Genomic DNA, 25,997 nt, shown 5'->3' on the forward strand with positions numbered 1-25,997 from the left:
AATTAGAGAAGGCAGGAGCTGGGGGAGCTCCTGCCTTCTTGCGCTTTGCAGGCGTTTGATGACGCAGGGTGGGGCCCAAAAATCAAACGTCTATTGCAAAGGCACTCAGGTGGGGCGGCGCCGGGGGTAGGGATGGTGCCCCACCTGAGTATCTGGTGAACTTATCTGAGAATCCTGATCTGCTGGGGCAAAGCTAATGCCTGCGACGGCAGTTCGGACATTTGAACCTTTACGCCTGCCGTAAGAGCAGGGACCTTCATATCCGCCGGCAACTGATATCCTGCACCGGCATAGAGCACATTCTTTTCGCCGGCGCCGCTGGTCATCGTGGCCGAGCTATAAGTAGCTGTGGCGAAGACGGCTGCTGCTGCCAAGGGTACGATAAGAATGCGCATTTCCCTCTCCTAAACTGAAAGCCCGTACCTGATGGCTTCCGGTTCGTCAGGGCGTCTCGGCATGTCGCGTCGCAAAGAAGTTTCTTCGCCGGCTTGTCTCGCCCTGTGAGATGAACGCTATTGCGGCGCACACCAACAATCAAATTACAAAAAAATAATGTTTGGCTTACGAACCTTGCCGCAAATGCGCCGTCAGAGAGTGTCGCCTCGGTGCGGCTGCTTTGCATCCGCTGATTGTCCTGGTCGCCGATCTTGTTCGCGCTTGGCGACTGGAGGCTGTGCAAGCCTTTGCTTTTTCGCGGAATTTTGCGTACGAGGCGGTTACTTCGATGGGTGTTGCGAGGCGCGTTCCAGCTGCGGTGAAGGAGCTTTGCGGTGTTTCTGATGCGGCTAATCTAGCCTCGGTTATCGGGGCGAATGTGGATAAATGCGGGATCGTGTTCACGGAGTTGTGATCGAAAGGCGGCAATGCAATCACCGACAAAGGGCTGTGAATACCGTGGGCGGTGGCTTGGTCGTCGTGGCAATGCCCGACATTCCTGTTTATATGGAATGAGCCAGAGGTAGCCATGCGATTTTCCAATACGTTTCTCGACGAGATTCGCGACCGCGTCTTGATTTCGGACGTGATCGGCCGTCGTGTGACCTGGGACCGGCGCAAGACCAATGTGCCGCGTGGCGACTACTGGGCCTGCTGCCCCTTCCACGGCGAGAAGTCGCCGAGCTTCCACTGCGAGGATCGCAAGGGGCGCTATCATTGCTTCGGCTGCGGCGTGACTGGCGACCATTTCCGCTTTCTGACCGAACTCGAGGGCTTGAGCTTTCCGGAAGCCGTGCAGCAGATTGCCGATATGGCCGGCGTTCCGATGCCCGTTGCCGACCCGATGGAGGCAAAGAGGGAGAAGGAACGCACCTCGCTGCTCGATGTCATGGAGATGGCGACTCAGTTCTTTCAGGATCAGCTGCAGACTGCCAATGGCGCGCGGGCGAGGGCCTATCTGCGTGACCGCGGCCTCAGCGGCCGCACCATCGAGACTTTCCGCCTGGGATATTCGTCCGATAGCCGCAACGCCTTGAAGGAGCATCTCGCCGGCAAGGGCGTGCTGAAGGAGCAGATGGAAGCTTGCGGCCTTGTCGTGCATGAGAACGTGCCGGTTTCCTACGATCGCTTTCGCGACCGCATCATGTTTCCGATTCTCTCTTCCAGAGAAAAGGTGATTGCTTTCGGCGGCCGTGCCATGTCGCCGGATGCGCCCGCGAAATACCTGAATTCCAACGAGACCGAGCTCTTTCACAAGGGCAATGTGCTCTATAATTTCACCCGCGCCCGCCGCGCATCCCAGGGCGCCGATGGTGCCGGCACCATCATTGCGGTCGAAGGCTATATGGATGTCATCGCGCTGCATCAGGCCGGCGTCGAGAATGCCGTTGCGCCGCTCGGCACGGCGCTGACGGAGAACCAGCTGGATCTCCTCTGGAAGATGACGCCGGAGCCGGTGCTCTGTTTCGACGGCGACGGCGCCGGCATCCGCGCCGCCAATCGGGCCGCCGATCTGGCGCTGCCGCATATCAAGCCGAATCGCACTGTGCGCTTTGCGCTGCTGCCTGATGGCAAGGACCCGGACGATCTCGTCCGCCACGACGGACGCGCGCCTTTCGACAAGGTGCTGGCGCAGGCAAAACCTCTCGCCGATCTGATCTGGACGAGGGAGGCCGGCAGCGGCGCGTTCGAGACGCCGGAAGCGCGGGCGGAGCTGGAAGCGCGGCTTCGGCGCATCGTCACCGTTATTGGCGATGAGGATGTGCGCCGCCACTATCAGCAGAATATGCGTGAGCGGCTGAACGGGCTCTTTCAGCCGCAATTCCAGCGCGGCGGCCAGCAGGCGCGTGGCTTTTCCCGCGACGGCAATGGTCGTTCTTTTGCTGGTCGAGGCGGTCCGGCTCGCGGCGCTCCCCCAATGCCAACGACAGCGTCCGATCGCTTGCAGCGCTCCGCCATGATCAAGGGGCATCAGGATATTCCAAGTCTTCGCGAAAGCGTTCTGGCCTTGACCATCGTCAACCATCCGGCGCTGCTGCAGGACGAATATGACGAGATTGCCGCCATCGACTACGACAGCCGCGAACTTCAGCGCCTTTGGTCCGCGGTTCTCGGGGTGGCTGCTACCCTGGTCGGGCCACAGCTCGTCCGCGAGCGGCTGGTCGAGCAACTGGAAGAACAGGATTTCGGCGCCTTGCTGAAAGGCCTGGAGCAGCAGGTTCGCAATGCCCGTCTGTGGACGGCGACGGAACAGGCCGCAATGGAGGATGCGCGCGAGGGCTATCGCCAGGCGCTCGCGCTTCACAAGCGATCGAAAGCATTGCGCTGGCACAAGATCGAGCTGGAGGGCGCTATTGCGGAGGCAACCGAAGAAGGCGACGGTGAAGCGATCGAGCCGCTGATTCGCGCCTTGCAGGAAGTGCAGCTCGAGGCGCTGCGGCTGGAAAATCAGGAGGCGATCATCGATGGTTTCGGCGTGCTTTCCGGCCGCGTCAAAGGTGCCGCTGGAAAATAGGGAATAGATGCCTCAGCCTGAAAGAGAAGAGCCGCGATTTTCCGCAGACGATGCATTGTTCGGCGAGCGTGCGGGTGCGCCGGCGCCGCTCGATGTCCTGAAGCGCGTCTACGGCTATTCGGCCTTTCGCGGCAAGCAGCAGCAGGTAGTCGAGCATGTCGTCTCCGGCGGCGATGCCGTCGTGTTGTTTCCGACCGGTGCCGGCAAGTCGCTGTGCTTCCAGATCCCCGCGCTTTGCCGCGATGGCATCGGCATCGTCGTCTCGCCGCTCATCGCCCTGATGCGGGACCAGGTCGAGGCGATGAAGCAGCTCGGCATCCGGGCGGCCGCCTTGAATTCATCCCTGTCGCGCGATGAGGCCAGCGACGTCTATCGCGCCATTTCCGCGGGCAAGCTCGATCTGCTCTATGTGACGCCGGAACGCATCGCAACCGAGGGCTTCTGCCAGATGCTCGGCCGGGCGAAGATCGCGCTGTTCGCGATCGACGAGGCGCATTGCGTCTCCCAATGGGGTCATGATTTCAGGCCCGAATATCGCGATCTCGGCAGGCTTGCCGAGCTCTTTCCCGGTGTGCCGCGCATCGCGCTGACGGCGACCGCCGACCCGCATACCCGTGAGGACATCATCGAGCGGCTGGCCCTCGACAATGCCGAGGTCTTCACCACCAGCTTCGACCGTCCGAACATCGCCTACGAGATTGTCGAGCGCGATCAGCCGCGCCAGCAATTGCTGCGCTTTCTCGATGGCCATCGTGGCGACAGCGGCATCGTCTATTGCCTGTCGCGCGCCAAGGTGGAGGATACGGCCGAGTGGCTGAACGGGCAGGGTGTTCGCGCGCTACCCTATCATGCCGGCATGGATCGGTCGCTTCGTGACGCCAATCAGGATGCCTTCCTGAAGGAGGAAGACCTGTGCCTGGTGGCGACGGTTGCCTTTGGCATGGGCATCGACAAGCCGAATGTGCGCTATGTCGCCCATCTCGATCTGCCGGGTTCCGTGGAGGCTTATTATCAGGAGACGGGACGAGCGGGGCGCGATGGCCTCTCCTCGAATGTCTGGATGGCCTATGGCATGGCCGATGTCATCCAGCGGCGGCGGATGATCGATGAAGGCGGCGCATCCGAGGAGATCAAGCGCGTCGAGCGTGCGAAGCTCAATGCGTTGCTCGCCATTTGCGAAACGGCAGGATGTCGGCGTCAGTCCATCCTCGCGCATTTCGGCGAAGCCCACGATGGCGGTTGTGACAACTGCGATACCTGCCTCAAGCCTGTGGAAACCTGGGACGGCACGGAAGCGGCGATCAAGGCGCTTGCCGCGGTCTATCGCACCGGCGAGCGTTTCGGCACCGGCCACGTCATCGATGTGCTGATGGGGACGGTCAACGAGAAGACCGAACGCTTCGGCCATGTCGACATGCCGGTCTTCGGTGCTGGAAAGGATATCCCCTCCCGTACCTGGCAATCGATCTTCCGGCAATTGCTGGCCAACGGTTTCATCAGCATCGACCACACGGCCTTCGGGGCCATGAAGCTGGAGGAGCAGGCAAGAGCGGTGTTCAAGCGCGAGCGGCCGGTCTTTTTCCGCAAGGACCGGCCGGAACCTGGACGTCGCGGCAAGAAGGCGGGGCGGCCGGAGAAGCAGGCGCATGGTCTTGCCGGCGAGGAGCTGGCCCTGTTCGACGCGCTCAGAGCCGAGCGCACCAGGATCGCCAAGGAATTGGGCGTGCCGCCGTATGTCGTCTTCCCCGATACCACGCTGATCGCCTTTGCGACGGAGCGGCCGAAGAACAGCAAGGATCTTCTGGGAATATCGGGTGTCGGGCAATCGAAGCTGGAACGCTATGGGGACGCGTTCCTCGCTGTAATTTCGGAATTCACCGTCCGGTGATATGCCGAAACCCGGCAATCGAAATGTTACATCCGCACCGTCATACCACCGTCGACTGTCAGGACATGACCGTTGACGAAAGAGGCGGCGTCGCTGGCGAGAAACAGCGCAGCACCCGCAATCTCATTCGGCCGCCCCCAGCGTTGAACAGGAATGCGCTGGCGCACGAAAGGCATCAGCTCTTCATTCGCGGCCATCGCGGCGTTCGTTTCCGTTGCGAACCAGCCCGGTGCGATGGCATTGCTGGTGATGCCATAGGGGCCAAACTCCACCGCCATGCCGCGCATAAGCCCCGTCAGCCCCTGTTTTGCGGCAGGATAGACGCAGTCACCCGGCATGACGACCTGGCCGCTGATCGAGGTAACCGAGATCAGCCGGCCATGATTGCGCCGCTTCATCAGACCGGCGGCATCGCGGGAGAGCATGATCGAGGCGGCAAGGTCGGTATTCAGCAAGGCAAGGATCGCCTCATCGTCGAAGTCGGCGAGGGAGCGCCGGTCGCGGGCGCCGACATTATTGATCAATATGTCGAGCCGTCCGTGATTTTTCTCGATGTCGTTCATCGCCGCGCGCTGCGCGTCGCGGTCGGCAATGTCGAAGGCGGCAGCTTCTGCCGAACCACCTTTCGTCCGGATGGTTTCGACGGCTCTATTCAACGTCGCCGCGGTCCGCCCGTTGATGATAATGTGAGCGCCGGCATCGGCGAGTGCCTGCGCCATCTCAAATCCGAGGCCGCGTCCGCCTCCGGTAACGAGGGCCACTCGTCCTTTCAGCGAAAATCGTTCGAATATGTTCATGACATCCTCATTCAGCTTCTGCCGCGTTCATGAATATAATGGACTCAGTCAAGTAATTTTTGCAATAGCTACAAGCGCGAAGCGTAACAAATGATCTGTTTCGGCGTATTTTGGCGATAGCATCTGGCAACATGCCTCCATATCGCGCCAGCGTCATGGCTTCATGCATTTTTGCCGCTGGTGAATGCAGCAGCTGTGCTAATCCTATGGTATTTCTCGGCCTGTTTCCGCCATGACCAGTAACGGAATGCGACAATGACCTCTGAATTCCTATCGCACCTGCGCAACGAACTTTCCGGCCTGAAAGAGGCCGGCCTCTTCAAGGCCGAACGCGTCATTACCTCCAAGCAGGCCGGCGAGATCGCCGTGCTCGGCGGGGCCCGCGTTCTCAACTTCTGCGCCAACAACTATCTCGGCCTCGCCGACAACGAGGAGCTTGCCGAGGCCGCGAAGAAGGCGCTCGACCGTTATGGCTACGGCATGGCCTCGGTGCGCTTCATCTGCGGCACGCAGGAGGAGCACAAGCAGCTCGAGGCGCGGATTTCGGCCTTCCTCGGCATGGAAGCGACGATCCTCTATTCCTCCTGCTTCGATGCCAATGGCGGTCTGTTCGAGACGCTGCTGTCGGAGGAGGACGCCATCATCTCGGATGCCCTCAATCACGCCTCGATCATCGATGGCGTCCGGCTCTCCAAGGCGAAGCGCTTCCGCTACGCCAACAACGACATGGCGGCGTTGGAAGAAGAGCTGAAGAAGGCTGAAGGCAGTCGCTTCAAGCTGATCGCGACCGACGGCGTGTTCTCCATGGACGGCATCATCGCCAATCTCGGCGGCGTCTGCGATCTGGCGGAGAAATACGGCGCGATGGTCATGGTCGATGACAGCCATGCGGTCGGTTTCGTCGGCGAGCATGGCCGGGGATCGCCTGAATATTGCGGTGTCGAGGGCCGGATCGACATCATCACCGGCACGCTCGGCAAGGCGCTCGGTGGGGCTTCGGGTGGATATACCTCCGCCAGAGGCGAGATCGTCGAATGGCTGCGGCAGCGCTCGCGTCCCTATCTCTTCTCGAACACGTTGGCGCCTGTCATCGCCGCTGCATCGCTGAAGGTTTTCGATCTGATCGACAAGGGCGGCGAGCTGCGGGCGCGGCTTCAAGGCAATGCAGCACTCTTCCGCGGCGAGATGACCAAGCTCGGCTTTACGCTTGCCGGCGCCGATCATCCGATCATTCCCGTGATGCTCGGCGACGCGAAGCTCGCGCAGGATATGGCGGCGCTGATGCTGCAAAAGGGCGTCTACGTCATCGGCTTTTCCTTCCCAGTCGTGCCGAAGGGGCAGGCGCGCATCCGCACGCAGATGTCGGCCGCCCATTCGAAGGCCGATGTCGAGAGGGCGATCGCGGCCTTTGCGGAAGCCGGAAAAGAACTTGGAATCATTTGAATTGGTTGGAGAGAACCGATCATGTCGAACATGATGAAAGCGCTTGTTAAAGCCAAGCCGGAAGTCGGGCTGTGGATGGAGCACGTCCCGATTCCCGAGGTCGGGCCGAACGATGTCCTGATTCGGGTCAAAAAGTCGGCGATCTGCGGCACCGATGTCCACATTTGGAACTGGGATCAATGGGCCCAAAAGACCATTCCCGTGCCGATGGTCGTCGGCCATGAGTTCTGCGGCGAGATCGCCGAAATCGGTTCGGCCGTCACGAAGTATCACGTCGGCGAGCGTGTCTCCGGCGAAGGACACATCGTCTGCGGCAAATGCCGCAACTGCCGGGCGGGCAGGGGCCATCTCTGCCGCAACACGCTCGGCGTCGGCGTCAACCGTCCCGGCTCATTCGGCGAATTCGTCTGCATTCCCGAATCCAATGTCGTACCGATCCCCGACGATATCCCGGATGAGATCGCCGCGATCTTCGACCCGTTCGGCAATGCGGTTCACACCGCGCTTTCCTTCGATCTGGTCGGCGAAGATGTGCTCGTCACCGGCGCAGGGCCGATCGGCATCATGGGGGCGATGGTCGCCAAGCGCTCCGGCGCCCGCAAGGTCGTCATCACCGATATCAATCCCACCCGGCTGGCACTTGCCCGCAAGGTCGGCATCGATCACGTCGTCGATGCTTCCAAGGAAAATCTGGCCGATGTGATGAAGGCTGTCGGCATGACCGAGGGTTTTGATGTCGGCCTGGAGATGTCGGGTGCTGCTCCCGCCTTCCGCGACATGATCGACAAGATGAACAATGGCGGCAAAATCGCCATTCTCGGCATCGCGCCGGCCGGTTTCGAGATCGACTGGAACAAAGTCATCTTCAAGATGCTGAACCTGAAAGGCATCTATGGCCGCGAGATGTTCGAGACCTGGTACAAGATGATCGCCTTCGTGCAGGGCGGTCTCGATGTATCGCCCGTCATCACCCACCGTATCGGCATCGATGATTTTCGCGATGGCTTCGAAGCCATGCGCTCGGGCAACTCCGGCAAGGTCGTAATGGACTGGAATTGATGCTATTCGGACACACTTCCGGCGTCTGCAATACCTGCCGATGCTGGAAATGTGAGGCTTTGTTTAGGAAGCTCTTGTCATCGCGCGGGGACTTCCTAAATACGGGAAACAATTAATTGCGGCGTGCGGAGCCTGTGGATAAGGCTTTTTCGCATATTTAATGGGCTTTTTTGCTGGAAAAGCTTGACGAGAACTAAAATTCTGGGAATCACCGTTTGACTTCGGAAAGAACGGTAAACTGGATCAAGCGGATCACCTAATACCATGGCCGGAAATCCAAACGCAATCCAGCTTTGCACTCCGGTAGCGGTGATCGTGGTTAATCGGGCATTAAAGGTCATTCCGTTAGGTGTTCGTCGGTGAGTCGCGGCCGGTGCAGGGCGCGCCAGCCAGAGTGATTGTTTCACCGCGTGTAAGTTTGCAGCGTCAGGGAAAGCGACGATATAGAGATGGCAACAAAGGTCAAAGAGAACGAAGAAGCTGAAGTCGAGCGCGACGGCACCTCCGACGGCCCACTTCTCGATCTTTCCGATGACGCGGTCAAGAAGATGATCAAGGCCGCGAAGAAGCGCGGCTACGTGACGATGGACGAGCTCAATGCCGTTCTGCCGTCCGAAGAAGTGACGTCCGAGCAGATCGAAGACACCATGGCCATGCTTTCGGACATGGGCATCAACGTCATCGAGGACGAGGACGTCGAGGAGGCGGGTACTCCTTCGAACGACGACGACGATGCCGGCGGCGACGAGGAGAGCGAAGGCGGCGAGCTGGCGCCTTCCACGGGGTCCGCGCTTGCGACCGCCAAGAAGAAAGAGCCGACCGACCGTACGGACGACCCGGTGCGCATGTATCTGCGCGAGATGGGTTCCGTAGAGCTGTTGTCGCGCGAAGGCGAAATCGCGATCGCCAAGCGCATCGAGGCTGGCCGCGAAACCATGATCGGCGGCCTCTGTGAGAGCCCGTTGACGTTCCAGGCGCTGATTATCTGGCGCGACGAACTCAACGAAGGCACGACGCTGCTGCGCGAGATCATCGATCTCGAAACCACCTATTCCGGTCCCGAAGCCAAGGCTGCCCCGCAGTTCCAGAGCCCCGAGAAGATTGAGGCCGACCGCAAGGCTGCCGAGGAAAAGGAAAAGTCGCGCCGGGGCCGTTTCCCGGGTGGCGATGACGACATCACCAATGTCGGCGGTGAAGGCCAGCCGATGGAGGAAGAAGAAGAGGACGAAGACGAATCGTCTCTCTCTCTTGCCGCCATGGAAGCCGAGCTTCGCCCGCAGGTGATGACGACGCTCGACATTATTGCCGAAACCTACAAGAAGCTGCGCAAGCTGCAGGACCAGCAGGTGGAACAGCGGCTGTCGGCTTCCGGCACGCTGTCGTCGGCTCAGGAGCGCCGCTACAAGGAGCTCAAGGATGAACTGGTCAAGTCGGTCAAGTCTCTGTCGCTGAACCAGAACCGCATCGACGCCCTCGTCGAGCAGCTCTATGACATCAACAAGCGTCTCGTGCAGAACGAAGGCCGCTTGCTGCGTCTTGCCGAATCCTATGGCGTCAAGCGCGACAGCTTCCTGGAGCAGTATCAGGGTGCGGAGCTCGATCCGAACTGGATGAAGTCGATCGGAAACCTGGCTGCACGCGGCTGGAAGGAATTTGCCAAGAGCGAAAATACCACGATCCGCGACATCCGCCAGGAAATCCAGAACCTTGCGACCGAAACCGGCATTTCGATCTCGGAATTCCGCCGCATCGTCCACATGGTTCAGAAGGGCGAGCGCGAAGCGCGTATCGCCAAGAAGGAAATGGTCGAAGCCAATCTGCGCCTCGTCATCTCCATCGCCAAGAAATACACCAACCGTGGTCTGCAGTTCCTCGACCTCATTCAGGAAGGCAATATCGGCCTGATGAAGGCGGTCGATAAGTTCGAATATCGCCGCGGCTACAAGTTCTCGACCTATGCCACCTGGTGGATTCGTCAGGCTATCACCCGTTCGATCGCCGACCAGGCGCGCACGATCCGCATTCCGGTGCATATGATCGAAACGATCAACAAGATCGTCCGTACGTCGCGCCAGATGCTGCATGAGATCGGCCGCGAGCCGACGCCGGAAGAACTGGCCGAAAAGCTCGCCATGCCGCTCGAAAAGGTGCGCAAGGTTCTGAAGATCGCCAAGGAGCCGATCTCGCTCGAAACGCCGGTGGGTGACGAAGAGGATTCGCATCTCGGCGATTTCATCGAGGACAAGAACGCGCTTCTGCCGATCGACGCCGCCATCCAGGCGAACCTGCGCGAAACGACGACCCGGGTCCTCGCATCCTTGACGCCGCGCGAAGAGCGCGTGCTGCGTATGCGCTTCGGCATCGGCATGAACACCGACCATACGCTCGAGGAAGTCGGCCAACAGTTCTCGGTTACGCGCGAACGTATTCGTCAGATCGAAGCCAAGGCACTGCGCAAGCTCAAGCATCCGAGCCGCAGCCGCAAGCTCAGAAGCTTCCTCGACAGCTAAGCTGCTACTGGCGCTTATGGAATCAGGCCCGGTTCGCGAAAGCGAGCCGGGTTTTTTATTGACGACATCGGCATCAAGGGGTTGGTGATGACAAGCAAGCCGCAATTCATGGAAACGTCCATCCCAGTCCGGCTACGCGATGCGTTGACGGGATATGAATGGCGGCAGGATGCGGTTGGCCGCTCCTCTGCCCATGTCTTCCACCTTGAGGCCGATGGGCGTGTGCCGGTCTATCTCAAGACCGAGCTTGCCGATCCCTTGGGCGAGCTTGCCGGCGAGGTCGCGAGGCTGCGATGGCTGACCTCTCAGGGCCTGGCCTGCCCGGACATCATTGCCCACGAGAAGGACGGCAAGCGCGAATGGCTTTTGATGAGCGCGCTTCCAGGCAGCGATCTTGTCCGTGCGAAGCTGCTGCAGCCGGTCGAGCGCGTGCGCCTTCTGGCGGATGCCTTGCGGCGATTGCATGCGATCGACATCGCCGCATGTCCGTTCGATCATCGGCTGGAAAGCAGAATTGGCGAGGCACGGGCACGCCTGGCTGCAGGCCGCGTCGATGAGGATGACTTCGATGAGACCCGGCTGGGAAGGTCGGGGCAGGATCTTTTCCGCGAACTCGAGGAGATGAGACCATTAGCGGAAGATTTGGTCGTCACGCATGGCGATGCCTGCCTGCCGAATTTCATGGCCGACGGTGACAGGTTCAGCGGCTATATCGATTGTGGCCGTCTCGGTATTGCCGATCGCCATCAGGATATCGCACTTGCTTGTGGCAGCATCGAGCATAATTTCGGAAAGGATCTCGTTTCCGCATTTCTGGAAGCGTATGGAAACTTTGAGCAACAGGCGGAAAAGATGGTTTACTATCGGTTGCTGGACGAGTTCTTCTAACGGTGGATGGGCCGGTTTTCCCGCGCTTTGATCACGCAGGTTTGTTTTTGCGCCATTGCGGATCGCGCGGAGGCCTGACAAGTTCGATTTTGACAGCGGCCTCTTTCTAGGCGTGTTCTCGTATACCATATGTCAGCGGCTTGAACGTCTTCTGATCTGTTTGCCGGTAGGGATCGAATGAATCGATGCGCAGTTTTCGCCTGATTACTTTCTCTTCGCGAGCCATCCGCTGAACGATGGAAAGGGTTGCGGAGAAACGGGATAGGGAGATGAGGCCGGGCTTTGTCCTGTCGATCCTTCTGCACGTCCTGTTCGTTGCGATTTTCCTGCTGCCGCTGCTGCCGGCGCCGCCCGAGGCAAAGCCCGAGCAGAGCGTCAATGTCGAGCTGGTGCCGCAGCAGGAGGAAAAGCAGGAAATTGCGACGAAAGAGAACGAGAAGCCCGACCAGCCTCCGAAGCCGACGCCAAGACCTGACGAGAAGCCCGCGCAGCAGACGGCCGACGCCAAGGACGAGCCGCAGCAGCCCGAGGGAAAGAAGCCGGACGAGCAACCGCCGAAGCAATCCGACCCACAGGGTAAGGAACCCGCTGATAAGCCTCCGGCCAAACCCGATGAGGCCAAGGCCGACAAGCCCGTGGAGAAGGCGGAAAAGCCCGCACCCAAGCCTGATGATCCCGGTGCTGACAAGCCCGTTGAGAAAGCTGAGCAGCAGCCCTCCGCTACCGAGACGCCACTTCCGGATATGAAGGGCGATCAGAAGGACGCAAATACCACGCAGCAGGCCGACGCGTCGGAGCAGCCGAACGATACGCCGCCGACCCCGCCGAACGATGCGGCTGCCGAGCAACAGGCAGAGGCGCAGGCGGCTGCGGAGGCTGCCGCACAAACCCAGGCTCAAGCTCAAGCCGCGCAACAGGCGCAGGAAGCCCAGCAGGCTGACGCCAAGGACCAGCAGGCGAATGCGGCCCAGCCGCCGGCGAGCGACTCGGCAGCCAAAGCCTCTTCCACGGCACCCGATGTCCTGGCAACCAATGAACCTTCCGATTCGCAGGTGCAGCAGCCGCAGGCCCCGGCAAGCGATCCGAATGATCCGCAGGCGCAAGCGGCCGCACAGCCGCCCTCATCCGATCCGCAGCAGCAGTCTCCGGCCGAGCAGGCCAAGGATGACGCGAAAGACCCGCCGCAGATTGTCGTTCCGGCGGTAAAGCCATCTCCTTCGCAGCAGAGTGCTGACAGTCAATCCGCTTCGAGCAGCCAGGGCAATCCGACCGAAGGCACTGCGCTGGTCGCCGAGCCGCCGCGGCCTAAATCACTTGTGCCGAAGCGGGCTGTTCAGGCCAAGAAGCTTTATTCGGGTGCTGAGATGGCCCGCCTGTCGAAGAGCGACTACGATGCCTGGAAGAAGCTGCCACGGCGCGAACGAGTGCGTTATCTTTGCAACTCGGAAGAAAAGCTCCAATTTGGATATGATCTCCGCGCCGTAGGCTATTACAATTCTGCACTATCGCAGACGATGATTTCGGATGTAAGCACATTCGGTGACGGCGTTGCCGTGCAAACCCCCAATGGGTGGCAGAGAGTGGCGTTCACTTGCGAAGTGGATAGCGATGCTCTGAAGGTTACGGCTTTTTCCTACACCGTCAGAGGACATATTTCCCCCAGTCAGTTGGGGTTCATTGGCAATTGAGGCTGAGTGGTCGCTTCCTGCTTCCAACCGAAACAATAGTTTATTGCCGCCCCAATCGAAATTCAGCCCATTTCATCATACTATTGCCTGTATCTATCTGATTCAGTGTCCTCCCATCGCACTTTCCAACGATTCCGATGTCCTCGATTACAGCCGATTCCAATTCCGCGGCCGCGGGCCGCTCCGTTTTGCGCGGTGTCCTTGTGGCATTCGCGTCCTATGCCGTCTTCGCCTTCAGCGATGCCTCGATCAAGATCCTGCATGGCGTGGTTCCCTCCTATCAGGTCGCCTTCATCGGCGCGCTGTTCGGCTTCGCCGCCGTGCCCTTCCTGAAGAAGCGGGATGATAGCTGGCTCGATATCGCGAGGACGTCAAACCGTCCCTTGTGGCTGTTGCGCTGCGTCTGCGGCGCGACGGGCGCCATCTGCTCGGTCATCGCCTTCACAATGCTGCCGATGGCGGAAGCCTTTGCGCTGTTGTTCCTGCTGCCGTCCTTCGTCACCATTCTCTCCGTGGTTTTTCTCAAGGAAGACGTGCGCTGGCAGCGCTGGACAGCGGTCATTCTCGGCTTCGTCGGCGTGCTGATCGTCCTGCGTCCGGGTTTTCGCGAGCTTTCGGTCGGCCACCTCTGCGCGGCGATCGGTGGCCTTGCGGCGGCAATCTCCATCGTCATCAACCGCGCGCTCGGTTCGAAGGAGAAGCGCATCTCGCTCTATGGCGCGGGCCTGTTCGGGACGCTCATCGTCAGCGGCTTCCTGATGCTCTCCGAAGTCACGATGCCGACGCCGACGCAATGGATCTTCCTCGCGAGCTATGGCCTGCTGGGTGCCGTCGGCAACGTGCTGCTGATGAATGCAGCGCGCATGGCGCCGGCCAATCTGGTTGCGCCGCCGCAGTACAGCCAGATGCTATGGGCGATCGTTTTCGGCTATCTGCTGTTCAATGACAGCATCGATATGCCCATGGCCTTCGGCATTGCCCTCATCATCTTTTCCGGCCTGCTGACGCTGGCGCGGGAGCGCAAGCGCGGCACGCCGCTGCCGACCGCTGTCGCCGGCAATACTCAGGCGGCCCTGGTGACGGCGGAAGACGACAAGCCAGCAGCCGGAGGCGCTTAAGCCTTGCTTCCCGCTAGCGGGCGCGCGACACTGCCGTCTTGAAGGCAATGCCATCGCTGGCCCAGCGATATCGGCGGCATGAGAAGGCGATGCGGATGAAATCCGGTCAGTTCAGGATATACCGCTCTGGCGTTGCCGGCATCGAGCCGGTCAGGGCCGACACAGGTCGGAGCTTCCCCAAGCACACGCATGATCAGTTCGGTATCGGGATCATTGAAGCCGGCGCGCAGGCGTCGCTCAGCGGGCGAGGCATGGTGCAGGCCGAAGCCGGTGACATCATCAGCGTCAACCCGAACGAGGTGCATGACGGCATGCCCGTCGGCGAAAGCCGCGCCTGGTCGATGCTCTATTTCGATCCTCGGCTGATCGGCGATCTGTTGCGCGAAGTCGGCGAGGGCAGGTTGGGCGCGGTGGAGTTTCCGTCGCCCGTCATTCGCAGCGGTGAGATGGCCGGGCATTTCAAAACCCTGTTTTCGCTTCTGATCGAGGATGCGGCCGAGAATTCCCTCTTGCGGGATGGGTTGCTGCTGTCGCTCGTTGCCGCCGCCATGCGCGAGGGATCGGGCGGCGCGGGGGCTGCAGCTCCCACGGTCGTCTACCGGGCGCGTGAGTTGATCGATGATGATCCCGCCGCTCCGCTGACCCTTGCCGAACTCGCAGCGCTGTGTGGGCTAAGTCGTTTCCGCTTCCTGCGCGCCTTCACCAGGGCGACGGGGCTTACGCCCCATGCCTACCTCATGCAGCGCCGTATCCAGGAAGCACGACGGCTGATCGCGGCGGGCACATCTTTGGCGGAGGCGGCCTTTGCCAGCGGCTTTTCCGACCAGAGCCATATGACGCGCCTCTTTATCCGCAATTTCGGCGTCTCGCCGGGCGCCTATGCGGCCGCCATCGGCTGAAGCCTCTGCAATTTTATTCAAGACCGGACAATGCCGACGGGGTTTTCTGCTCACCAAAAGGATCAGCAGAAGGAGACATCATGTTTTTCCGCCATTCGAATGAGATGTGGAGCGAATTTCCCGAACTCGTCCCCGGCGTATTGTTCGCCGAAGGGATCACCCCGGCCGTCGATGTCGCGGATCGGATTGCCGGATACAACGCGATCGCAGCGGAGCGTTTGGCGGCGGGCCCGGAAGGCGAGATGGCTGAAATCCAGGCATGGCGGCGGAGTTTCTCCAAAATGGGATTGAAGCCGACGCAATATCGCTGCGCGTCCGAAGCGCTGCTTCGCCGCTTTCGCCAGGAGGGATCGCTGCCGCGGCTGCATCCGCTGGTCGACCTCTGCAATGCCATCTCGATTGCGTTCGCCATTCCTGTCGCCGTTTTCGATTTCGCGAAAATATCTGATGATCTCGAAGTGCGGCATGCGAACGGCAGCGAATCCTATCTGACCTTTGCCGGTGAGACGGAGCATCCGGAGCCGAGGGAGGTGATCTTTGCCGATGCGGCGGGGCAGGCGCATGCCAGGCGCTGGACCAATCGCCAAAGCGGCCTGTCGGCGGTGCGCGACGATACGCGCTCGGTGCTGATCGTGGCGGAGGCACTGCACGAGTCGGCCGCCCGCGATATTCCAAGGCTGATCGATGCGATTGCGACGGAGTTGGCGGCCATCTGGTCGATCGGGGTCAGTCGTGGCGTTCTCAGCCCGTCTTCACCGCGATTTGATCTGCCGTCCGCGCTGGATTTGCAACTGCAGCAAAAACGAGATTGACAGGGCGCGCTTTCAGGCAGAGCAGGGGCTCTAGAATTTCCGACCGTTGAGAAGCGTGTCTGCGTGCGTCCGTGCCGGCAGACGAAGAAGGCTCATGGATACCCTGCAGAACCTTGACCGGCCGAGCGCGCTCGGTCACCCCGGCTATCGTTCATTCGTCGCGTCGCGCGTCTTTTCCTCGATAGGTTTTCAGTCCGTGACGGTCGCCATGGGTTGGATGATCTACGACCAGACCCACAGCGCCTTTTTCCTCGGCCTGGTCGGCTTCTGCCAGTTCCTGCCGATGGTCGTTCTGACCTTTGTCGTCGGGCATGTCGCGGATCGCTTCGATCGGCGTCGCATCGGTCTTGCCTGCCAGCTGATCGAGGCGCTGACCGCTTTGGTACTGGGGGTGGCCGTCTGGCTGCATTGGATAGGGCCTGCCGGCATTCTCGCCGCCGTTGCCGTCATGGGCGCGGCGACAGCTTTCGAGCGCCCCACGATGGCGGCGCTGCTGCCCAATATCGTTCCGATGTCGATGCTGCAGGTCGCGATCGCCACCTCCACCTCGATGATGCAGACGGCCTTCATCATCGGGCCGTCGCTCGGCGGCTTGCTCTATGGCGTCAACCCCATTGCGCCGTTTGCGGTTTCGGCCGTGCTTTATGTCATCGCGAGCATCAACGTCATTTCGATCCGGGTCGAACGGGAGCAGCCATCGTCGCGCGAGCCGGTGACGCTGAGTTCCGTCTTTGCTGGCGTTTCCTTCATCAAGAGCCGGCCGGTCATGCTGGGCACGATCTCGCTCGATCTCTTCGCGGTCCTGCTCGGCGGCGCCACGGCACTGCTGCCGATGTTCGCGCGCGATATCCTGCATGCCGGCCCCTGGGGGCTTGGCCTGTTGCGCGCCGCGCCGGCGATCGGCGCGCTGGTCATGTCGATCTGGCTGGCGCGGCGGCCGCTGCAGACGGATGTCGGCAAGAAGATGCTGTTTGCCGTGCTCATTTTTGGGGTCGCCACCATAGTCTTTTCGCTGTCGAGCAACATCATCCTTTCGGTTGCCGCGCTCTTCGTCGTCGGCGCTGCGGATACCGTCAGCGTCGTCGTGCGCAGTTCGCTCGTGCAGCTTTTGACGCCCGATGCCATGCGCGGCCGGGTCAATGCCGTGAATTCGCTGTTCATCGGTACATCCAACCAACTCGGCGAATTCGAATCCGGCATGCTTGCCAGCGCGCTTGGGCCTGTCTTGACCGGTATCGTCGGCGGTGTCGGGACCATTGTCGTGGTATTGCTCTGGATGCGCCTCTTTCCGGATCTGACCAGGGTGAAGACACTCAGAGGCTAGCGACGCCCATCATTCGGACGCTCTTCCGCCAGGCAGCTTAGCCCGACGTCCCGTAGCAGATGTTGGTTTGTCTGGCATAACATGTCTCGCTTGCGGCGGCCTTCCATGTGTGATCGTCTTTCAAGAGCGCCTTGTTGGGTCAGGAGCCGCGTGATCCAGCGCTTCCAGCTGTAAACATGAAGAATATTCATCCGTCGCTGACCTCGAGATGTTTCGTAAGGAGACAGATGCGCCTGAAGCGTGGTGGTGTATAATGAAGCCTTGTGCCGCAATACATGAGGAACTTTCATGGGAAAGAGGCCGTTGCCACCGCTTTCGGTGCTTCAGACCTTCTGCGCCATTGCCGAGACCGGCGGCTTCGGCCGTGCCGCGGATCGGATCGGGCAGACGCAGACGGCCGTCAGCCATCAGCTTGCACAGCTGGAAGGGTGGATCGGAGGGCGTTTGTTCGACCGCGGCCGAAACGGCGCGCGGCTGACACCATTGGGTGCGCGCCTGCATCCCGCAATTTCAGGTACGATCTTCGACCTGGAAGCGGCGCTCTACCAGGCGCGTGCGAGCATTTCGGTTCGCAGCGTCGCGGTCTCCGTCTCGCCCGAATTTTCCAGCCAGTGGTTGGCGGCGCGGCTGCCGGATTTCTGCCAGCGTTACCCGGAGGCCGAAGTGAAGCTCGCCGTCGGCTACCAGCGGCCTGATTTTCAGCCCGGTGGCACCGACCTGGCCATCTGGCTCGGTCGTGCCGATGCGGGGCTGACGTACGAAGAGCTGCTGGCGGACGAGGAATTCGTCGTCAGTTCGCCGGAACTGTCCAAACGGCTGCCGCCGCGTCAGGCGATAAGAGCCGCTCCGCTTCTGCGGTATTCCGGCATGCGGCATACGATCCTGGATTGGCAGCGCTGGCATGAGCAGATCATTGGCGGGAGCGACGACGAGACAAATCCGCGTTTCGATATCGCGCGGGCGGTGGAAGAGGCGCCTTTGTTCGATTCCTTCGCCGAGATGCTGGAGGCTTGCCGGCAGGGTAGAGGCTTTGCTCTCGTTCGCAGCTCGCTGGTGGCGCGCGATATCGGTGAGAAAAAGCTGGTCAGGTGCTTTGTGGAGGTGCAGCCGGCTACCGTCAGCTATAACCTCGTCTATCCGCCGAACGCCTTGCTGAACCCGGCCGCGGCTCTCTTCCGCAACTGGCTGCTCTCGCAAGTTCGCTCATCAGACTAGCCGACGATGATGCATCAATCGCCCAGCCGCATGAGGCCGGCCTCGGTCGGGGCAAAGCCGAGCTTTCGATAAAAGCGGGTCAGGTGCGGTTCGAAATCGACATGCAGCCATTCCGCGCCGCGTTCGCGAGCCAGGATTTTTGCCCGTTCGACCAGAGTGCTCGCGATGCCCCTGTGCCGAAATGCCGGATCGACGCAGGTGTCGAGAATGAAAGCGTGAATGCCTCCATCCCAGGCGACGTTGACGAAGCCGACCAGTCTTGTGCCCGAGAACGCGCCGACATGCGCGAGGTTTCTCGAAAGAATGGGCTGGAAATCTCGTGGGGAGGAGCTGCCCCATGCGGTTGCCCACAGGGCATCGAGCGCCGCATTTTCGAGCTTGGGATCATTCTGGTATTCTATCGTCATTGGCATTCCTTCGCGGGATCGTTCGGCGAATTCGCGTCCGTTTCCGATCAATCGGAAGGGGCACGGAAAATATCTGCCGGCAATGTCGGATCTGATCCCAGTCAATCGTCCTCTAAAGGTGAACATAGAACAGAGGAGGCAGAAATGTCCTATGTCGATGGTTTCATCGTTGCCGTGCCGAAAGGCAAGATTGAAGCATACAAGGCGCAAGCGCGCAGGGCCGGCGATGTCTGGCGGGAACATGGCGCGCTCAGCTATGTCGAGGCCATAGGCGACGATGTGCCCTATGGGGAACTCACATCCTTTCCGCGTGCTGTGCAGGCGACGGAAGACGAGGTCGTGGTGTTCTCATGGATCACCTATGAATCGCGCGAAAGCCGCGACGCGATATTGGCGAAGGTCATGGCCGATCCACGTTTGAAGGATGACATGCAAAATATGCCCTTCGACGGCAAGCGCCTGATCTATGGCGGCTTCAACATCGTCATCTCGCTATAGACTGAAGGCAGTGGCCGGACTTGACTTTCCGGCCACTGCGCCCGAGCTGATGCGGATCGCTATCGCCATGTTCGGAAAATGCCATGCCGCAAACCGTCGTCACGCTCGCCACCCACGGACAGGGGCTTTACGAGTTCACCGATAAGGTGGCCGAATTCACCCGCGCGGTGGCGGCCGGCGGCGAAGGGCTTTTGACCGTCTTCGTGCGCCATACCTCCTGTTCCCTGTTGATCCAGGAAAATGCCGATCCCGATGTGAAGACCGATCTCAAGGCTTTCTTCAGCCGGCTCGTGCCGCCATCGTCAGATCCCTCGATGCGCTGGATCGCGCACACGATGGAGGGGCCGGACGATATGCCGGCGCATATCAAGGCCGCGCTGATGCAGGTTTCGATCGGCATTCCGGTGATGCACGGCCGGCTGGCGCTCGGCACCTGGCAGGGCATCTATCTCTTCGAGCATCGCGACCGGCCGCATCGTCGCGAAATCGTCTTGCATTTTTCCGCCTGAATCCTGCGCATATTCTCGTCAACCGATTGTTAACCGTCATGAATACAATCTGAATGGCCAATTCGCGTTCGGTTCAGCTTGGCTGACCTAACGTGGCCCCAATCCCAGAGGCATTGGCCGATAACGGACCAAGACGGGATTGCAACGATCCGCAGCAAGGATTTGAAGGAGAAACACCATGACCAATCTTTTCGCCAAGGCAGGTATTGCAGCCATCATCGCGCTCGGGGCGATTTCCGCCACCGCCGTCACCGCGTCGGCCAACGATTTCCATCCGGGCATGCAGCAGGCTCGTTATGACCATGGTCGCGGCCGCATGTGCTCGCCGCGCCTTGCCGTTGACAAGGCACGCGACATGGGCCTGCGCCGCGCCCGCATCGACAATGTCACGCCGCGCCGTGTTGTTGTCGAAGGCTTCGGTCGTCGCGGTCCGGATCGCGTTGTCTTCGCTAACGCGCCGGGTTGCCCGCTGATTCGCCGCTGATCGCAGCGATCCCGAGTTTTCCACATATATTCGATGGATTCGAAGCCGCCTCCGAAACGGAGGCGGCTTTATTTTTTTATGTTGTGCTATTATCGGCCATCTGGTTTCCCTTCAGCGTTCAATGTACGTGAATAGTGGATGAATGGCTGATTCTGAGCTCATTCAGCATTGCGCCGTTACTTCTCGAGCATTCGCTCAGCAATTATTGCAGGCATGAGAGAGTAGCCTTCTGCTTCATGGAGAACACAATGAGACAAATGCTGGCAAAGTTGGGGGTCGCCGCCTGCGTCGCAGTGACCGCGTTGTCGGGCACTGCGGATTTTGCCTCTGCGCAGGGTGTGGATATTTATGTCAACCCGGGCCGTCATCGTCCGCCACCGCCGGACTATGATCGTCCGCCGCCGCGCTTTGATCGCCGTGGATGCGATCCGCGTCAGGCCCTGGATGTTGCCCGCAGCTATGGCCTGCGCCGCGCTCGCGTCGTGGATGTGACGCCGCGTCGTGTCATCGTCGATGGCTTTGGCCGCCGTGGTCCGGATACGATGATGTTTGCCAATGTTCGCGGGTGCCCGCTTCTGGGCCGCTGACAATCAAAACGGGCGCACAAGGCGCCCGCTTTTCGTTTTCTGACCTTTTCGCCTTTTGGCGGGGGCCGCGAAACCGCTCTTTGCTCGATCCACATGGATCAGAGCGAAGGGCGGTTTTGTTATGACTACTGCTGGATTGCGTAGGTGATGCTCACCGATGCGTTATACTGGCTCTCGCCCGCTGCGACTGGGACGGCCTTGTCCATCGGGGCGGATGCAGCCATCGTGCGCATGTAGGGCTGCGGCGGCGCTGCAATGCCGCCCTCATGGATGGCGACGACGCGGCCGAGCTTGACGCCGGCGGCATCCGTCAGGGTCTTCGCCTTGGCGGCGGCATCGGCAACGGCCTTCTTGCGCGCTTCTTCGAGCACGGCATCCGGCTTGTCATTGGTGAACTGGATATCGCCACCCTGGTTGACGCCGAGCTTGACCGCCTGGTCGAGCAACCCACCGAGCTTGGAGAGATCGCGCACGCGAACGGTCAGGCCATTGCTGACCTGATAACCCGTCAGGACCGGCGGCTGGGTACGGCCGTCCTTGTCGTTCGGATAGGTGTATTGCGGCTGAATGGAAAAGCCGGAGGTCTGCAGATCGCGCTCGGCAATACCGCTTTCCTTCAGCGTCGCCAGTACGGCGCCCATAGCCTTGTTGTTCTGGTCGAGTGCATCCTGCGCGGCCTTGGCCTGCTGGACGACTGCGAGTGTTACGACGGCCATATCCGGCGCGACAGCCGCATGTCCCTCACCGGTGACGGTGATGACGGCTTCGCGGGGCTTGGCATCTTCGGCGAAAGCCGCAGCCGCGGGTACGAAGAAAGTGGCGCTGACAAGAGCGGCAAGAGTAAAATCTCTGGTTTTCGTCAGTAGCATGGTTCGTTCCTTGGTTGATGATCCCTCAAGATCCGCTTTTGCGGATTGATTGTGAAGGTATTACGGCAGTCCCTTGTCGGAAAAGAGAAATTGGGTTAGAGCCAAGTCGGCTCCGGGGAACCATTGCTTCGGAGTCGTAAGCGCGAGCCTTTTCTTGCGCCGGGCCTGTAGCTCAATGGTTAGAGCCGGCGGCTCATAACCGCTTGGTTGGGGGTTCGAGTCCCTCCGGGCCCACCATCTCTCTCTAGTTCGTTACAAACGATGATTTTTTCGTCAATACGATTGCGCTGGTGGGTGTTGTTTTTATTGAACAATTGGCAATTCGCGCTGTTTTTTCCCGTCAAGTGAGGGCCTTAAATGGGGTCTTAGGATAAACGAATGTGAGAAAATGGGTCCCTGGGAGCAACGAATGTGACGACAGAATACGACGTTGATGACGATGACCAAATGAAAACTCAATGTTTTCAATTGAACAAGGATCATCTAATGTGACGAGCCTCACTCTCCCTATCTATTTGATCATTGCGATGTCGGTACCGACACCGATGGTCGGGAGTGGTGATTTTCTAGTGCCGGAAGGTTTCGAAGACCGGGTCGGAGTAATCCTTGAAACTAAGCCATCCGGCGGTCTCGCGCGGCGCGCGGATCAGGCATGCAGCACCTGCACGCCGCGCAGCAAGCCCGTCGCGCTCCTTCCGATCCCCGATCATGCAAGTCGCTGAGGCAGTTACACCGGCGAGCGACATGATCGTGTCGAGACCGCGCGGATGAGGCTTGAGCAGATGCACGGCATCGTCTTCCGCGGATACGGCAAAATCCGGAGATATATCGAGAACCCTAAGCTTTGCTGCCGGGGCATAGTCTGAGAGAATGCCGATCCGTTTTCCGGCTCTTCTGATGCCCGCAAGAACCTCATTGAGGCCGGCATAGCGGGCGGCCGCGACATAAGTCAGGGGCCGCTTCTCGATCCATTCCTCGACAATCGAAACGACACGGCCTACCGAGCAGCCGCCGGCCATGGCTGTTCTTTCAAGCAGCACCGCCTCGAAATTTTCGATCTCCGCTTCCGCCAGTTCCTCGCGAATCCGGCGGAAGGCGCGAAGCACCCTGATGACATCAAGTCTGCCCTCGCGTAACGAGAATTGCACGAGATCGCGGGCCATGTGCAGGCGCACGGGTCTCTGCCTGTAGAGCGTGCCGTCCACATCAAAAACGACAAGGTTTATACGGCTCCAATCGATACACGCGTGCATGGCGCCTAGCCGAGGCTGATATATTGCTGTGCGGTAAACTGCTCCAACATTGGAATATTGATGAACGTCGAAGCGAGAAAGACGATTGCGATCATCACGATGAGCAGCATCAATCCGCGCTCGCGAAATAGCTTTTCCGGTGCCTGTGCCGACGATCCAGGCTGCATGGAGATTGCCAGATAATAGACGAATAGAGTTGCTATAAGTGGCATCAGCAACAAATATTCGATGCGGTACTTTAGCAGGAAGACAGCAAGGAAGAAGCTCGAGAGGATCGCATACAGGAAGCAGGAAAGTGTCAGCGATACTTCCGTGTAGTGAGCAAAGCTCGCCCGATAGCGTGCAAGCGTCTGATGGCCATGCGACGCGGTGATCTCGCGATATTCGGAAAGGCGTTTGCATGCCATCAGAAACGCGCCGCCGAGCCAGTAACAAAGCAGCACCGATGCCGGAGGAAGCGTTCCTGCGTCGATCATCGCCCAGCCAATGCAGAGACGCAGCGGATTGTTGACCGATTCCGATATTACGTCGAGATAGGCTGTTTCCTTGGTCCGCAACGGGCGGACGTTGTAGACGATACCCTGTACGGCAAAAAGCACTGCTGCAACGAGCATCGACAAGCTTGCCGAATAGGCACACCACAGCCCTAACGCTACGAGCGTCGCCCATTCCACGACGACCAGTCGCGGATCGAGCTCCCTCCGCACTGCCGTCCTTTGTGACTTGGTCGGATGGTGTTTGTCGAAGTCACGATCCAGCCATTCGTTGATGACGTAATTTGCTGATGCAATATAGATTGCCGCCGTCAGGCCAAGCACGACCATCGCCAGGACATTGTCGTTATGCACTCCGCGAAGCACATATGCAAAAACCGCACCTGGCACGATGAAGATCTGTTTAGTGACATGGTCCAGGCGCGCAATCGCAATATAGTCAGAAATGCGACCGGTCAGAGGACGATCGGTATCGGTAAAATCGATATTCTGCTGCTTCACGTCATCACCTCGGAAAGGGCTGTCCCGCCGTCATTTCAATAGATAGGCGTCAAATGTCTCGTCGCTTCCGGCAACTGCGCCAAAGCGTCTGATCAATTCGGTTGCATCGCGAAATTCAGTAATTTCCGCGGCTGTGATCGTCAGCTGCCAATTGTAGCCTTCGGACATCGCGACTGGCGCTGCGATAAGGTCCAGTCGTTGGGAGAGCAGAATAATGACGGGTACTTGCTGATCATCATGCAGCTTGCGGGCGGCCTGCAGAATATCCGCGAGGCTAAGCTCGAGCTTCGCATTTTTCGTGAATTTGACGACATCACCAAAGCGTCCTTCCCGCAGCAGGTAGGTCCTGTTCGGAATGTAATAAGGCAACGCTTCCACGAGATAGTCGGGATCGGCGATGATGATGGCATCCCGCAGGTCGGGACGAGAAAGCACAAGGTTGGAAAAATCTTGGCTCCGGCTCAAAGGGGTGTCTGTCACCAGCACCTGTTTGGCCTTCTCGATACCGGATACTACCTGCAATGCGAGCAGGATCAGGAAGCACAGGCGGCCAAACTTAATGACCGCGCGTCTAGTTTTGCTCGGCGTTGAAGCATCTATTGGTGTGCGCTGAATATCGGCTGAAAGCGCAATCATGGCGATCATGAAAACCAACCATAGCGCCTCGTGCCGATAGCTGCCGGGATAGACGACGGTGAAAAGCAGCGAAAGGCCGACAAGCGTCAGGAAGGCCGCCACCATGGCCGCTGGCCTGGCTGCCAGCGAGACCACGCTCCCATAGATCAGAACGGACATCAGCGGGACGAATACAACGAAGAGAGCCCGATGCTCAGCGAGCTGGCTGATGACGATTGTCGGATAGAACTCGATGAAATTCAGGCCGGGGAAAATGACGGCACGAAGAACAAGCATGGCCAGACCGTCGCTGCCGCGATTGATCTGCGCTGCATCGTTGAAGGGCGGATAAACCGTCACCGCGCAAAGAACGATGCCGAAGACCGCGATAGCCGCGTTTGCCGCAAAGTAACGGTATTCGGAAAGGGCTGGTCGCGGCTTCGCAAGCGCTAGATCCAGAAACCAATATGCCAGCAAACCGCAAACGAGAACAACAGAATGGACGTTGGTGTTTGCAAGGCATGCCAACAGCAGTCCGAGTACCAAGCTGTTGTGCTTCCAGCGCTCATAGGCTGCAGCGATCATGAAGACCAAAAGCATGCTGATGCCGTAGTTTCTCGACATCGCTGCATATTCGTAGATTGAGAAGTTGCCGAACAGCGCGAGCAGCTGGACTGAGCGCGGAAGATGCAAACGATAAACAAGGAAATAGGCAGCCGTCGCGGCGATTGCGAAAGCCAATGCTTTGAGGACCAACGGCGCTCCGGTAACAAGATACCCCGCCCGAAGCAGGATGTACCATAGTGCCGCGTGCCCTTCGCCATGCAGATGACGGAACATGTCGACAAAGCTGTTACCCTGTAGGGCGATCGACAAGGCGCGAACCTCGTCCCGCCAGACGACTTCGAACCAACAGAGCGCGGCAGCCAGTATCAGCCAGATCGAGAAGATCAAAGCCCGGTCGAGCGCGACCAATCGGCGCTCATTGATGTCTGACGTAGTAGAAGCCAAGCATAGACCCGCTGCTGCAATAAACGTCGATAAGCTACTGCTATGGCCATAATTTAGAGTTAAAAGCCTGCGCGGAAACGAATTGCGGGTTTCGGTAAAGTCCGGACAAGATTTCCGGTAATCTCCGGCCACAGTTTTCAGTAATTCCCGGACAGCGATTCCGCTAAATCCCGGACAG

General features: G+C 59.6%; 23 protein-coding genes and 1 tRNA gene. 17 read left to right on the top strand and 7 right to left on the bottom strand.

Going from position 1 to position 25,997, the window contains the following annotated elements:
* Window positions 1-161: 161 nt before the first annotated feature.
* Window positions 162-395 carry a hypothetical protein gene (locus ACIQWP_RS07810; RefSeq protein ID WP_402784285.1) on the bottom strand — a complete coding sequence of 78 codons (234 nt, stop codon included), beginning with the start codon at window positions 393-395 and terminating at the stop codon, window positions 162-164.
* Between the two features lie 569 nt (window positions 396-964).
* Between ACIQWP_RS07810 and dnaG the strand changes: the two genes are divergently transcribed.
* Both dnaG and recQ read left to right on the top strand, forming a co-directional pair.
* On the top strand, window positions 965-2,950 hold the full coding sequence (gene dnaG / locus ACIQWP_RS07815) for a DNA primase (protein ID WP_402784287.1): 1,986 nt from the start codon (window positions 965-967) through the stop codon (window positions 2,948-2,950).
* A gap of 7 nt (window positions 2,951-2,957) precedes the next feature.
* Entirely contained in the window at window positions 2,958-4,838 is a 1,881-nt protein-coding gene (gene recQ / locus ACIQWP_RS07820) for a DNA helicase RecQ (protein WP_402784289.1), read from the top strand.
* 26 nt (window positions 4,839-4,864) lie between these two features.
* On the opposite strand, the gene ACIQWP_RS07825 is transcribed toward recQ, so the two are convergent.
* Window positions 4,865-5,635 (bottom strand): SDR family oxidoreductase, encoded by a 771-nt coding sequence (locus tag ACIQWP_RS07825; protein ID WP_402784291.1) that lies wholly within the window; start codon window positions 5,633-5,635, stop codon window positions 4,865-4,867.
* A gap of 255 nt (window positions 5,636-5,890) precedes the next feature.
* Between ACIQWP_RS07825 and ACIQWP_RS07830 the strand changes: the two genes are divergently transcribed.
* From ACIQWP_RS07830 to ACIQWP_RS07875, 10 genes are all read left to right on the top strand, one after another.
* Complete coding sequence (locus ACIQWP_RS07830; RefSeq protein ID WP_402784293.1) at window positions 5,891-7,078, top strand: glycine C-acetyltransferase; 1,188 nt, start codon at window positions 5,891-5,893, stop codon at window positions 7,076-7,078.
* Between the two features lie 21 nt (window positions 7,079-7,099).
* Window positions 7,100-8,137 carry an L-threonine 3-dehydrogenase gene (gene tdh, locus ACIQWP_RS07835; protein WP_402784295.1) on the top strand — a complete coding sequence of 346 codons (1,038 nt, stop codon included), beginning with the start codon at window positions 7,100-7,102 and terminating at the stop codon, window positions 8,135-8,137.
* Window positions 8,138-8,586: 449 nt separating this feature from the next.
* On the top strand, window positions 8,587-10,647 hold the full coding sequence (rpoD, locus tag ACIQWP_RS07840; RefSeq protein ID WP_402784297.1) for an RNA polymerase sigma factor RpoD: 2,061 nt from the start codon (window positions 8,587-8,589) through the stop codon (window positions 10,645-10,647).
* 87 nt (window positions 10,648-10,734) lie between these two features.
* Window positions 10,735-11,535, top strand: coding sequence for an APH(3')-II family aminoglycoside O-phosphotransferase (locus ACIQWP_RS07845; protein WP_402784299.1), 801 nt, complete (start codon window positions 10,735-10,737; stop codon window positions 11,533-11,535).
* 269 nt (window positions 11,536-11,804) lie between these two features.
* On the top strand, window positions 11,805-13,223 hold the full coding sequence (locus tag ACIQWP_RS07850) for a DUF930 domain-containing protein (protein ID WP_402784301.1): 1,419 nt from the start codon (window positions 11,805-11,807) through the stop codon (window positions 13,221-13,223).
* 137 nt (window positions 13,224-13,360) lie between these two features.
* Window positions 13,361-14,341: a DMT family transporter gene (locus ACIQWP_RS07855; protein ID WP_402784304.1), complete on the top strand. Its 981-nt coding sequence runs from the start codon at window positions 13,361-13,363 to the stop codon at window positions 14,339-14,341.
* A 95-nt stretch (window positions 14,342-14,436) separates the two neighbouring features.
* Window positions 14,437-15,240, top strand: a complete 804-nt coding sequence (locus ACIQWP_RS07860; RefSeq protein WP_402784395.1) for an AraC family ligand binding domain-containing protein — start codon at window positions 14,437-14,439, stop codon at window positions 15,238-15,240.
* Window positions 15,241-15,320: 80 nt separating this feature from the next.
* Window positions 15,321-16,052 carry a B3/4 domain-containing protein gene (locus ACIQWP_RS07865; RefSeq protein ID WP_402784306.1) on the top strand — a complete coding sequence of 244 codons (732 nt, stop codon included), beginning with the start codon at window positions 15,321-15,323 and terminating at the stop codon, window positions 16,050-16,052.
* Window positions 16,053-16,146: 94 nt separating this feature from the next.
* A complete protein-coding gene (locus ACIQWP_RS07870; protein WP_402784308.1) occupies window positions 16,147-17,376 on the top strand; it encodes an MFS transporter in 1,230 nt (409 codons plus the stop codon).
* A gap of 288 nt (window positions 17,377-17,664) precedes the next feature.
* The gene (locus ACIQWP_RS07875) at window positions 17,665-18,591 is read left to right on the top strand and encodes a LysR substrate-binding domain-containing protein (RefSeq protein ID WP_402784310.1); all 927 of its coding nucleotides are present in this window, start codon (window positions 17,665-17,667) and stop codon (window positions 18,589-18,591) included.
* Window positions 18,592-18,605: 14 nt separating this feature from the next.
* On the opposite strand, the gene ACIQWP_RS07880 is transcribed toward ACIQWP_RS07875, so the two are convergent.
* Entirely contained in the window at window positions 18,606-18,998 is a 393-nt protein-coding gene (locus ACIQWP_RS07880) for a GNAT family N-acetyltransferase (protein WP_402784312.1), read from the bottom strand.
* A 144-nt stretch (window positions 18,999-19,142) separates the two neighbouring features.
* On the opposite strand from ACIQWP_RS07880, the gene ACIQWP_RS07885 reads away from it, so the two are divergent.
* From ACIQWP_RS07885 to ACIQWP_RS07900, 4 genes are all read left to right on the top strand, one after another.
* The gene (locus ACIQWP_RS07885; protein ID WP_402784314.1) at window positions 19,143-19,496 is read left to right on the top strand and encodes a DUF1428 domain-containing protein; all 354 of its coding nucleotides are present in this window, start codon (window positions 19,143-19,145) and stop codon (window positions 19,494-19,496) included.
* Between the two features lie 83 nt (window positions 19,497-19,579).
* On the top strand, window positions 19,580-20,005 hold the full coding sequence (locus ACIQWP_RS07890) for a secondary thiamine-phosphate synthase enzyme YjbQ (RefSeq protein ID WP_402784316.1): 426 nt from the start codon (window positions 19,580-19,582) through the stop codon (window positions 20,003-20,005).
* Between the two features lie 178 nt (window positions 20,006-20,183).
* Window positions 20,184-20,489 carry a hypothetical protein gene (locus ACIQWP_RS07895; RefSeq protein ID WP_402784318.1) on the top strand — a complete coding sequence of 102 codons (306 nt, stop codon included), beginning with the start codon at window positions 20,184-20,186 and terminating at the stop codon, window positions 20,487-20,489.
* A 248-nt stretch (window positions 20,490-20,737) separates the two neighbouring features.
* Complete coding sequence (locus ACIQWP_RS07900) at window positions 20,738-21,076, top strand: hypothetical protein (protein WP_402784320.1); 339 nt, start codon at window positions 20,738-20,740, stop codon at window positions 21,074-21,076.
* Window positions 21,077-21,201: 125 nt separating this feature from the next.
* Here the strand turns inward: ACIQWP_RS07900 and ACIQWP_RS07905 are convergent, their stop codons facing one another.
* Entirely contained in the window at window positions 21,202-21,945 is a 744-nt protein-coding gene (locus ACIQWP_RS07905; protein ID WP_402784322.1) for an SIMPL domain-containing protein, read from the bottom strand.
* Window positions 21,946-22,106: 161 nt separating this feature from the next.
* Between ACIQWP_RS07905 and ACIQWP_RS07910 the strand changes: the two genes are divergently transcribed.
* Window positions 22,107-22,182 (top strand) — tRNA-Ile (locus tag ACIQWP_RS07910).
* Window positions 22,183-22,511: 329 nt separating this feature from the next.
* Here ACIQWP_RS07910 and ACIQWP_RS07915 read toward each other — a convergent pair.
* The 3 genes from ACIQWP_RS07915 to ACIQWP_RS07925 are packed head-to-tail and all read right to left on the bottom strand — an operon-like array spanning window position 22,512 to window position 25,819.
* Window positions 22,512-23,198: an HAD family hydrolase gene (locus ACIQWP_RS07915; protein WP_402784324.1), complete on the bottom strand. Its 687-nt coding sequence runs from the start codon at window positions 23,196-23,198 to the stop codon at window positions 22,512-22,514.
* Window positions 23,199-23,203: 5 nt separating this feature from the next.
* Entirely contained in the window at window positions 23,204-24,193 is a 990-nt protein-coding gene (locus tag ACIQWP_RS07920) for a UbiA family prenyltransferase (RefSeq protein WP_402784326.1), read from the bottom strand.
* A gap of 30 nt (window positions 24,194-24,223) precedes the next feature.
* The gene (locus ACIQWP_RS07925; protein WP_402784398.1) at window positions 24,224-25,819 is read right to left on the bottom strand and encodes a hypothetical protein; all 1,596 of its coding nucleotides are present in this window, start codon (window positions 25,817-25,819) and stop codon (window positions 24,224-24,226) included.
* Window positions 25,820-25,997 lie beyond the last annotated feature (178 nt).

This window comes from Rhizobium sp. NPDC090279 (assembly GCF_044769665.1).
Classification (GTDB): Bacteria; Pseudomonadota; Alphaproteobacteria; order Rhizobiales; family Rhizobiaceae; genus Rhizobium.

What these genes read in the sequence shown, in the direction of transcription:
- ACIQWP_RS07810 (WP_402784285.1), bottom strand. Translation starts at nt 395, where the DNA reads ATGCGCATTCTTATCGTACCCTTGGCAGCAGCAGCCGTCTTCGCCACA.
- dnaG (WP_402784287.1), top strand. Translation starts at nt 965, where the DNA reads ATGCGATTTTCCAATACGTTTCTCGACGAGATTCGCGACCGCGTCTTG.
- recQ (WP_402784289.1), top strand. Translation starts at nt 2,958, where the DNA reads ATGCCTCAGCCTGAAAGAGAAGAGCCGCGATTTTCCGCAGACGATGCA.
- ACIQWP_RS07825 (WP_402784291.1), bottom strand. Translation starts at nt 5,635, where the DNA reads ATGAACATATTCGAACGATTTTCGCTGAAAGGACGAGTGGCCCTCGTT.
- ACIQWP_RS07830 (WP_402784293.1), top strand. Translation starts at nt 5,891, where the DNA reads ATGACCTCTGAATTCCTATCGCACCTGCGCAACGAACTTTCCGGCCTG.
- tdh (WP_402784295.1), top strand. Translation starts at nt 7,100, where the DNA reads ATGTCGAACATGATGAAAGCGCTTGTTAAAGCCAAGCCGGAAGTCGGG.
- rpoD (WP_402784297.1), top strand. Translation starts at nt 8,587, where the DNA reads ATGGCAACAAAGGTCAAAGAGAACGAAGAAGCTGAAGTCGAGCGCGAC.
- ACIQWP_RS07845 (WP_402784299.1), top strand. Translation starts at nt 10,735, where the DNA reads ATGACAAGCAAGCCGCAATTCATGGAAACGTCCATCCCAGTCCGGCTA.
- ACIQWP_RS07850 (WP_402784301.1), top strand. Translation starts at nt 11,805, where the DNA reads ATGAGGCCGGGCTTTGTCCTGTCGATCCTTCTGCACGTCCTGTTCGTT.
- ACIQWP_RS07855 (WP_402784304.1), top strand. Translation starts at nt 13,361, where the DNA reads ATGTCCTCGATTACAGCCGATTCCAATTCCGCGGCCGCGGGCCGCTCC.
- ACIQWP_RS07860 (WP_402784395.1), top strand. Translation starts at nt 14,437, where the DNA reads ATGAAATCCGGTCAGTTCAGGATATACCGCTCTGGCGTTGCCGGCATC.
- ACIQWP_RS07865 (WP_402784306.1), top strand. Translation starts at nt 15,321, where the DNA reads ATGTTTTTCCGCCATTCGAATGAGATGTGGAGCGAATTTCCCGAACTC.
- ACIQWP_RS07870 (WP_402784308.1), top strand. Translation starts at nt 16,147, where the DNA reads ATGGATACCCTGCAGAACCTTGACCGGCCGAGCGCGCTCGGTCACCCC.
- ACIQWP_RS07875 (WP_402784310.1), top strand. Translation starts at nt 17,665, where the DNA reads ATGGGAAAGAGGCCGTTGCCACCGCTTTCGGTGCTTCAGACCTTCTGC.
- ACIQWP_RS07880 (WP_402784312.1), bottom strand. Translation starts at nt 18,998, where the DNA reads ATGACGATAGAATACCAGAATGATCCCAAGCTCGAAAATGCGGCGCTC.
- ACIQWP_RS07885 (WP_402784314.1), top strand. Translation starts at nt 19,143, where the DNA reads ATGTCCTATGTCGATGGTTTCATCGTTGCCGTGCCGAAAGGCAAGATT.
- ACIQWP_RS07890 (WP_402784316.1), top strand. Translation starts at nt 19,580, where the DNA reads ATGCCGCAAACCGTCGTCACGCTCGCCACCCACGGACAGGGGCTTTAC.
- ACIQWP_RS07895 (WP_402784318.1), top strand. Translation starts at nt 20,184, where the DNA reads ATGACCAATCTTTTCGCCAAGGCAGGTATTGCAGCCATCATCGCGCTC.
- ACIQWP_RS07900 (WP_402784320.1), top strand. Translation starts at nt 20,738, where the DNA reads ATGAGACAAATGCTGGCAAAGTTGGGGGTCGCCGCCTGCGTCGCAGTG.
- ACIQWP_RS07905 (WP_402784322.1), bottom strand. Translation starts at nt 21,945, where the DNA reads ATGCTACTGACGAAAACCAGAGATTTTACTCTTGCCGCTCTTGTCAGC.
- ACIQWP_RS07915 (WP_402784324.1), bottom strand. Translation starts at nt 23,198, where the DNA reads ATGCACGCGTGTATCGATTGGAGCCGTATAAACCTTGTCGTTTTTGAT.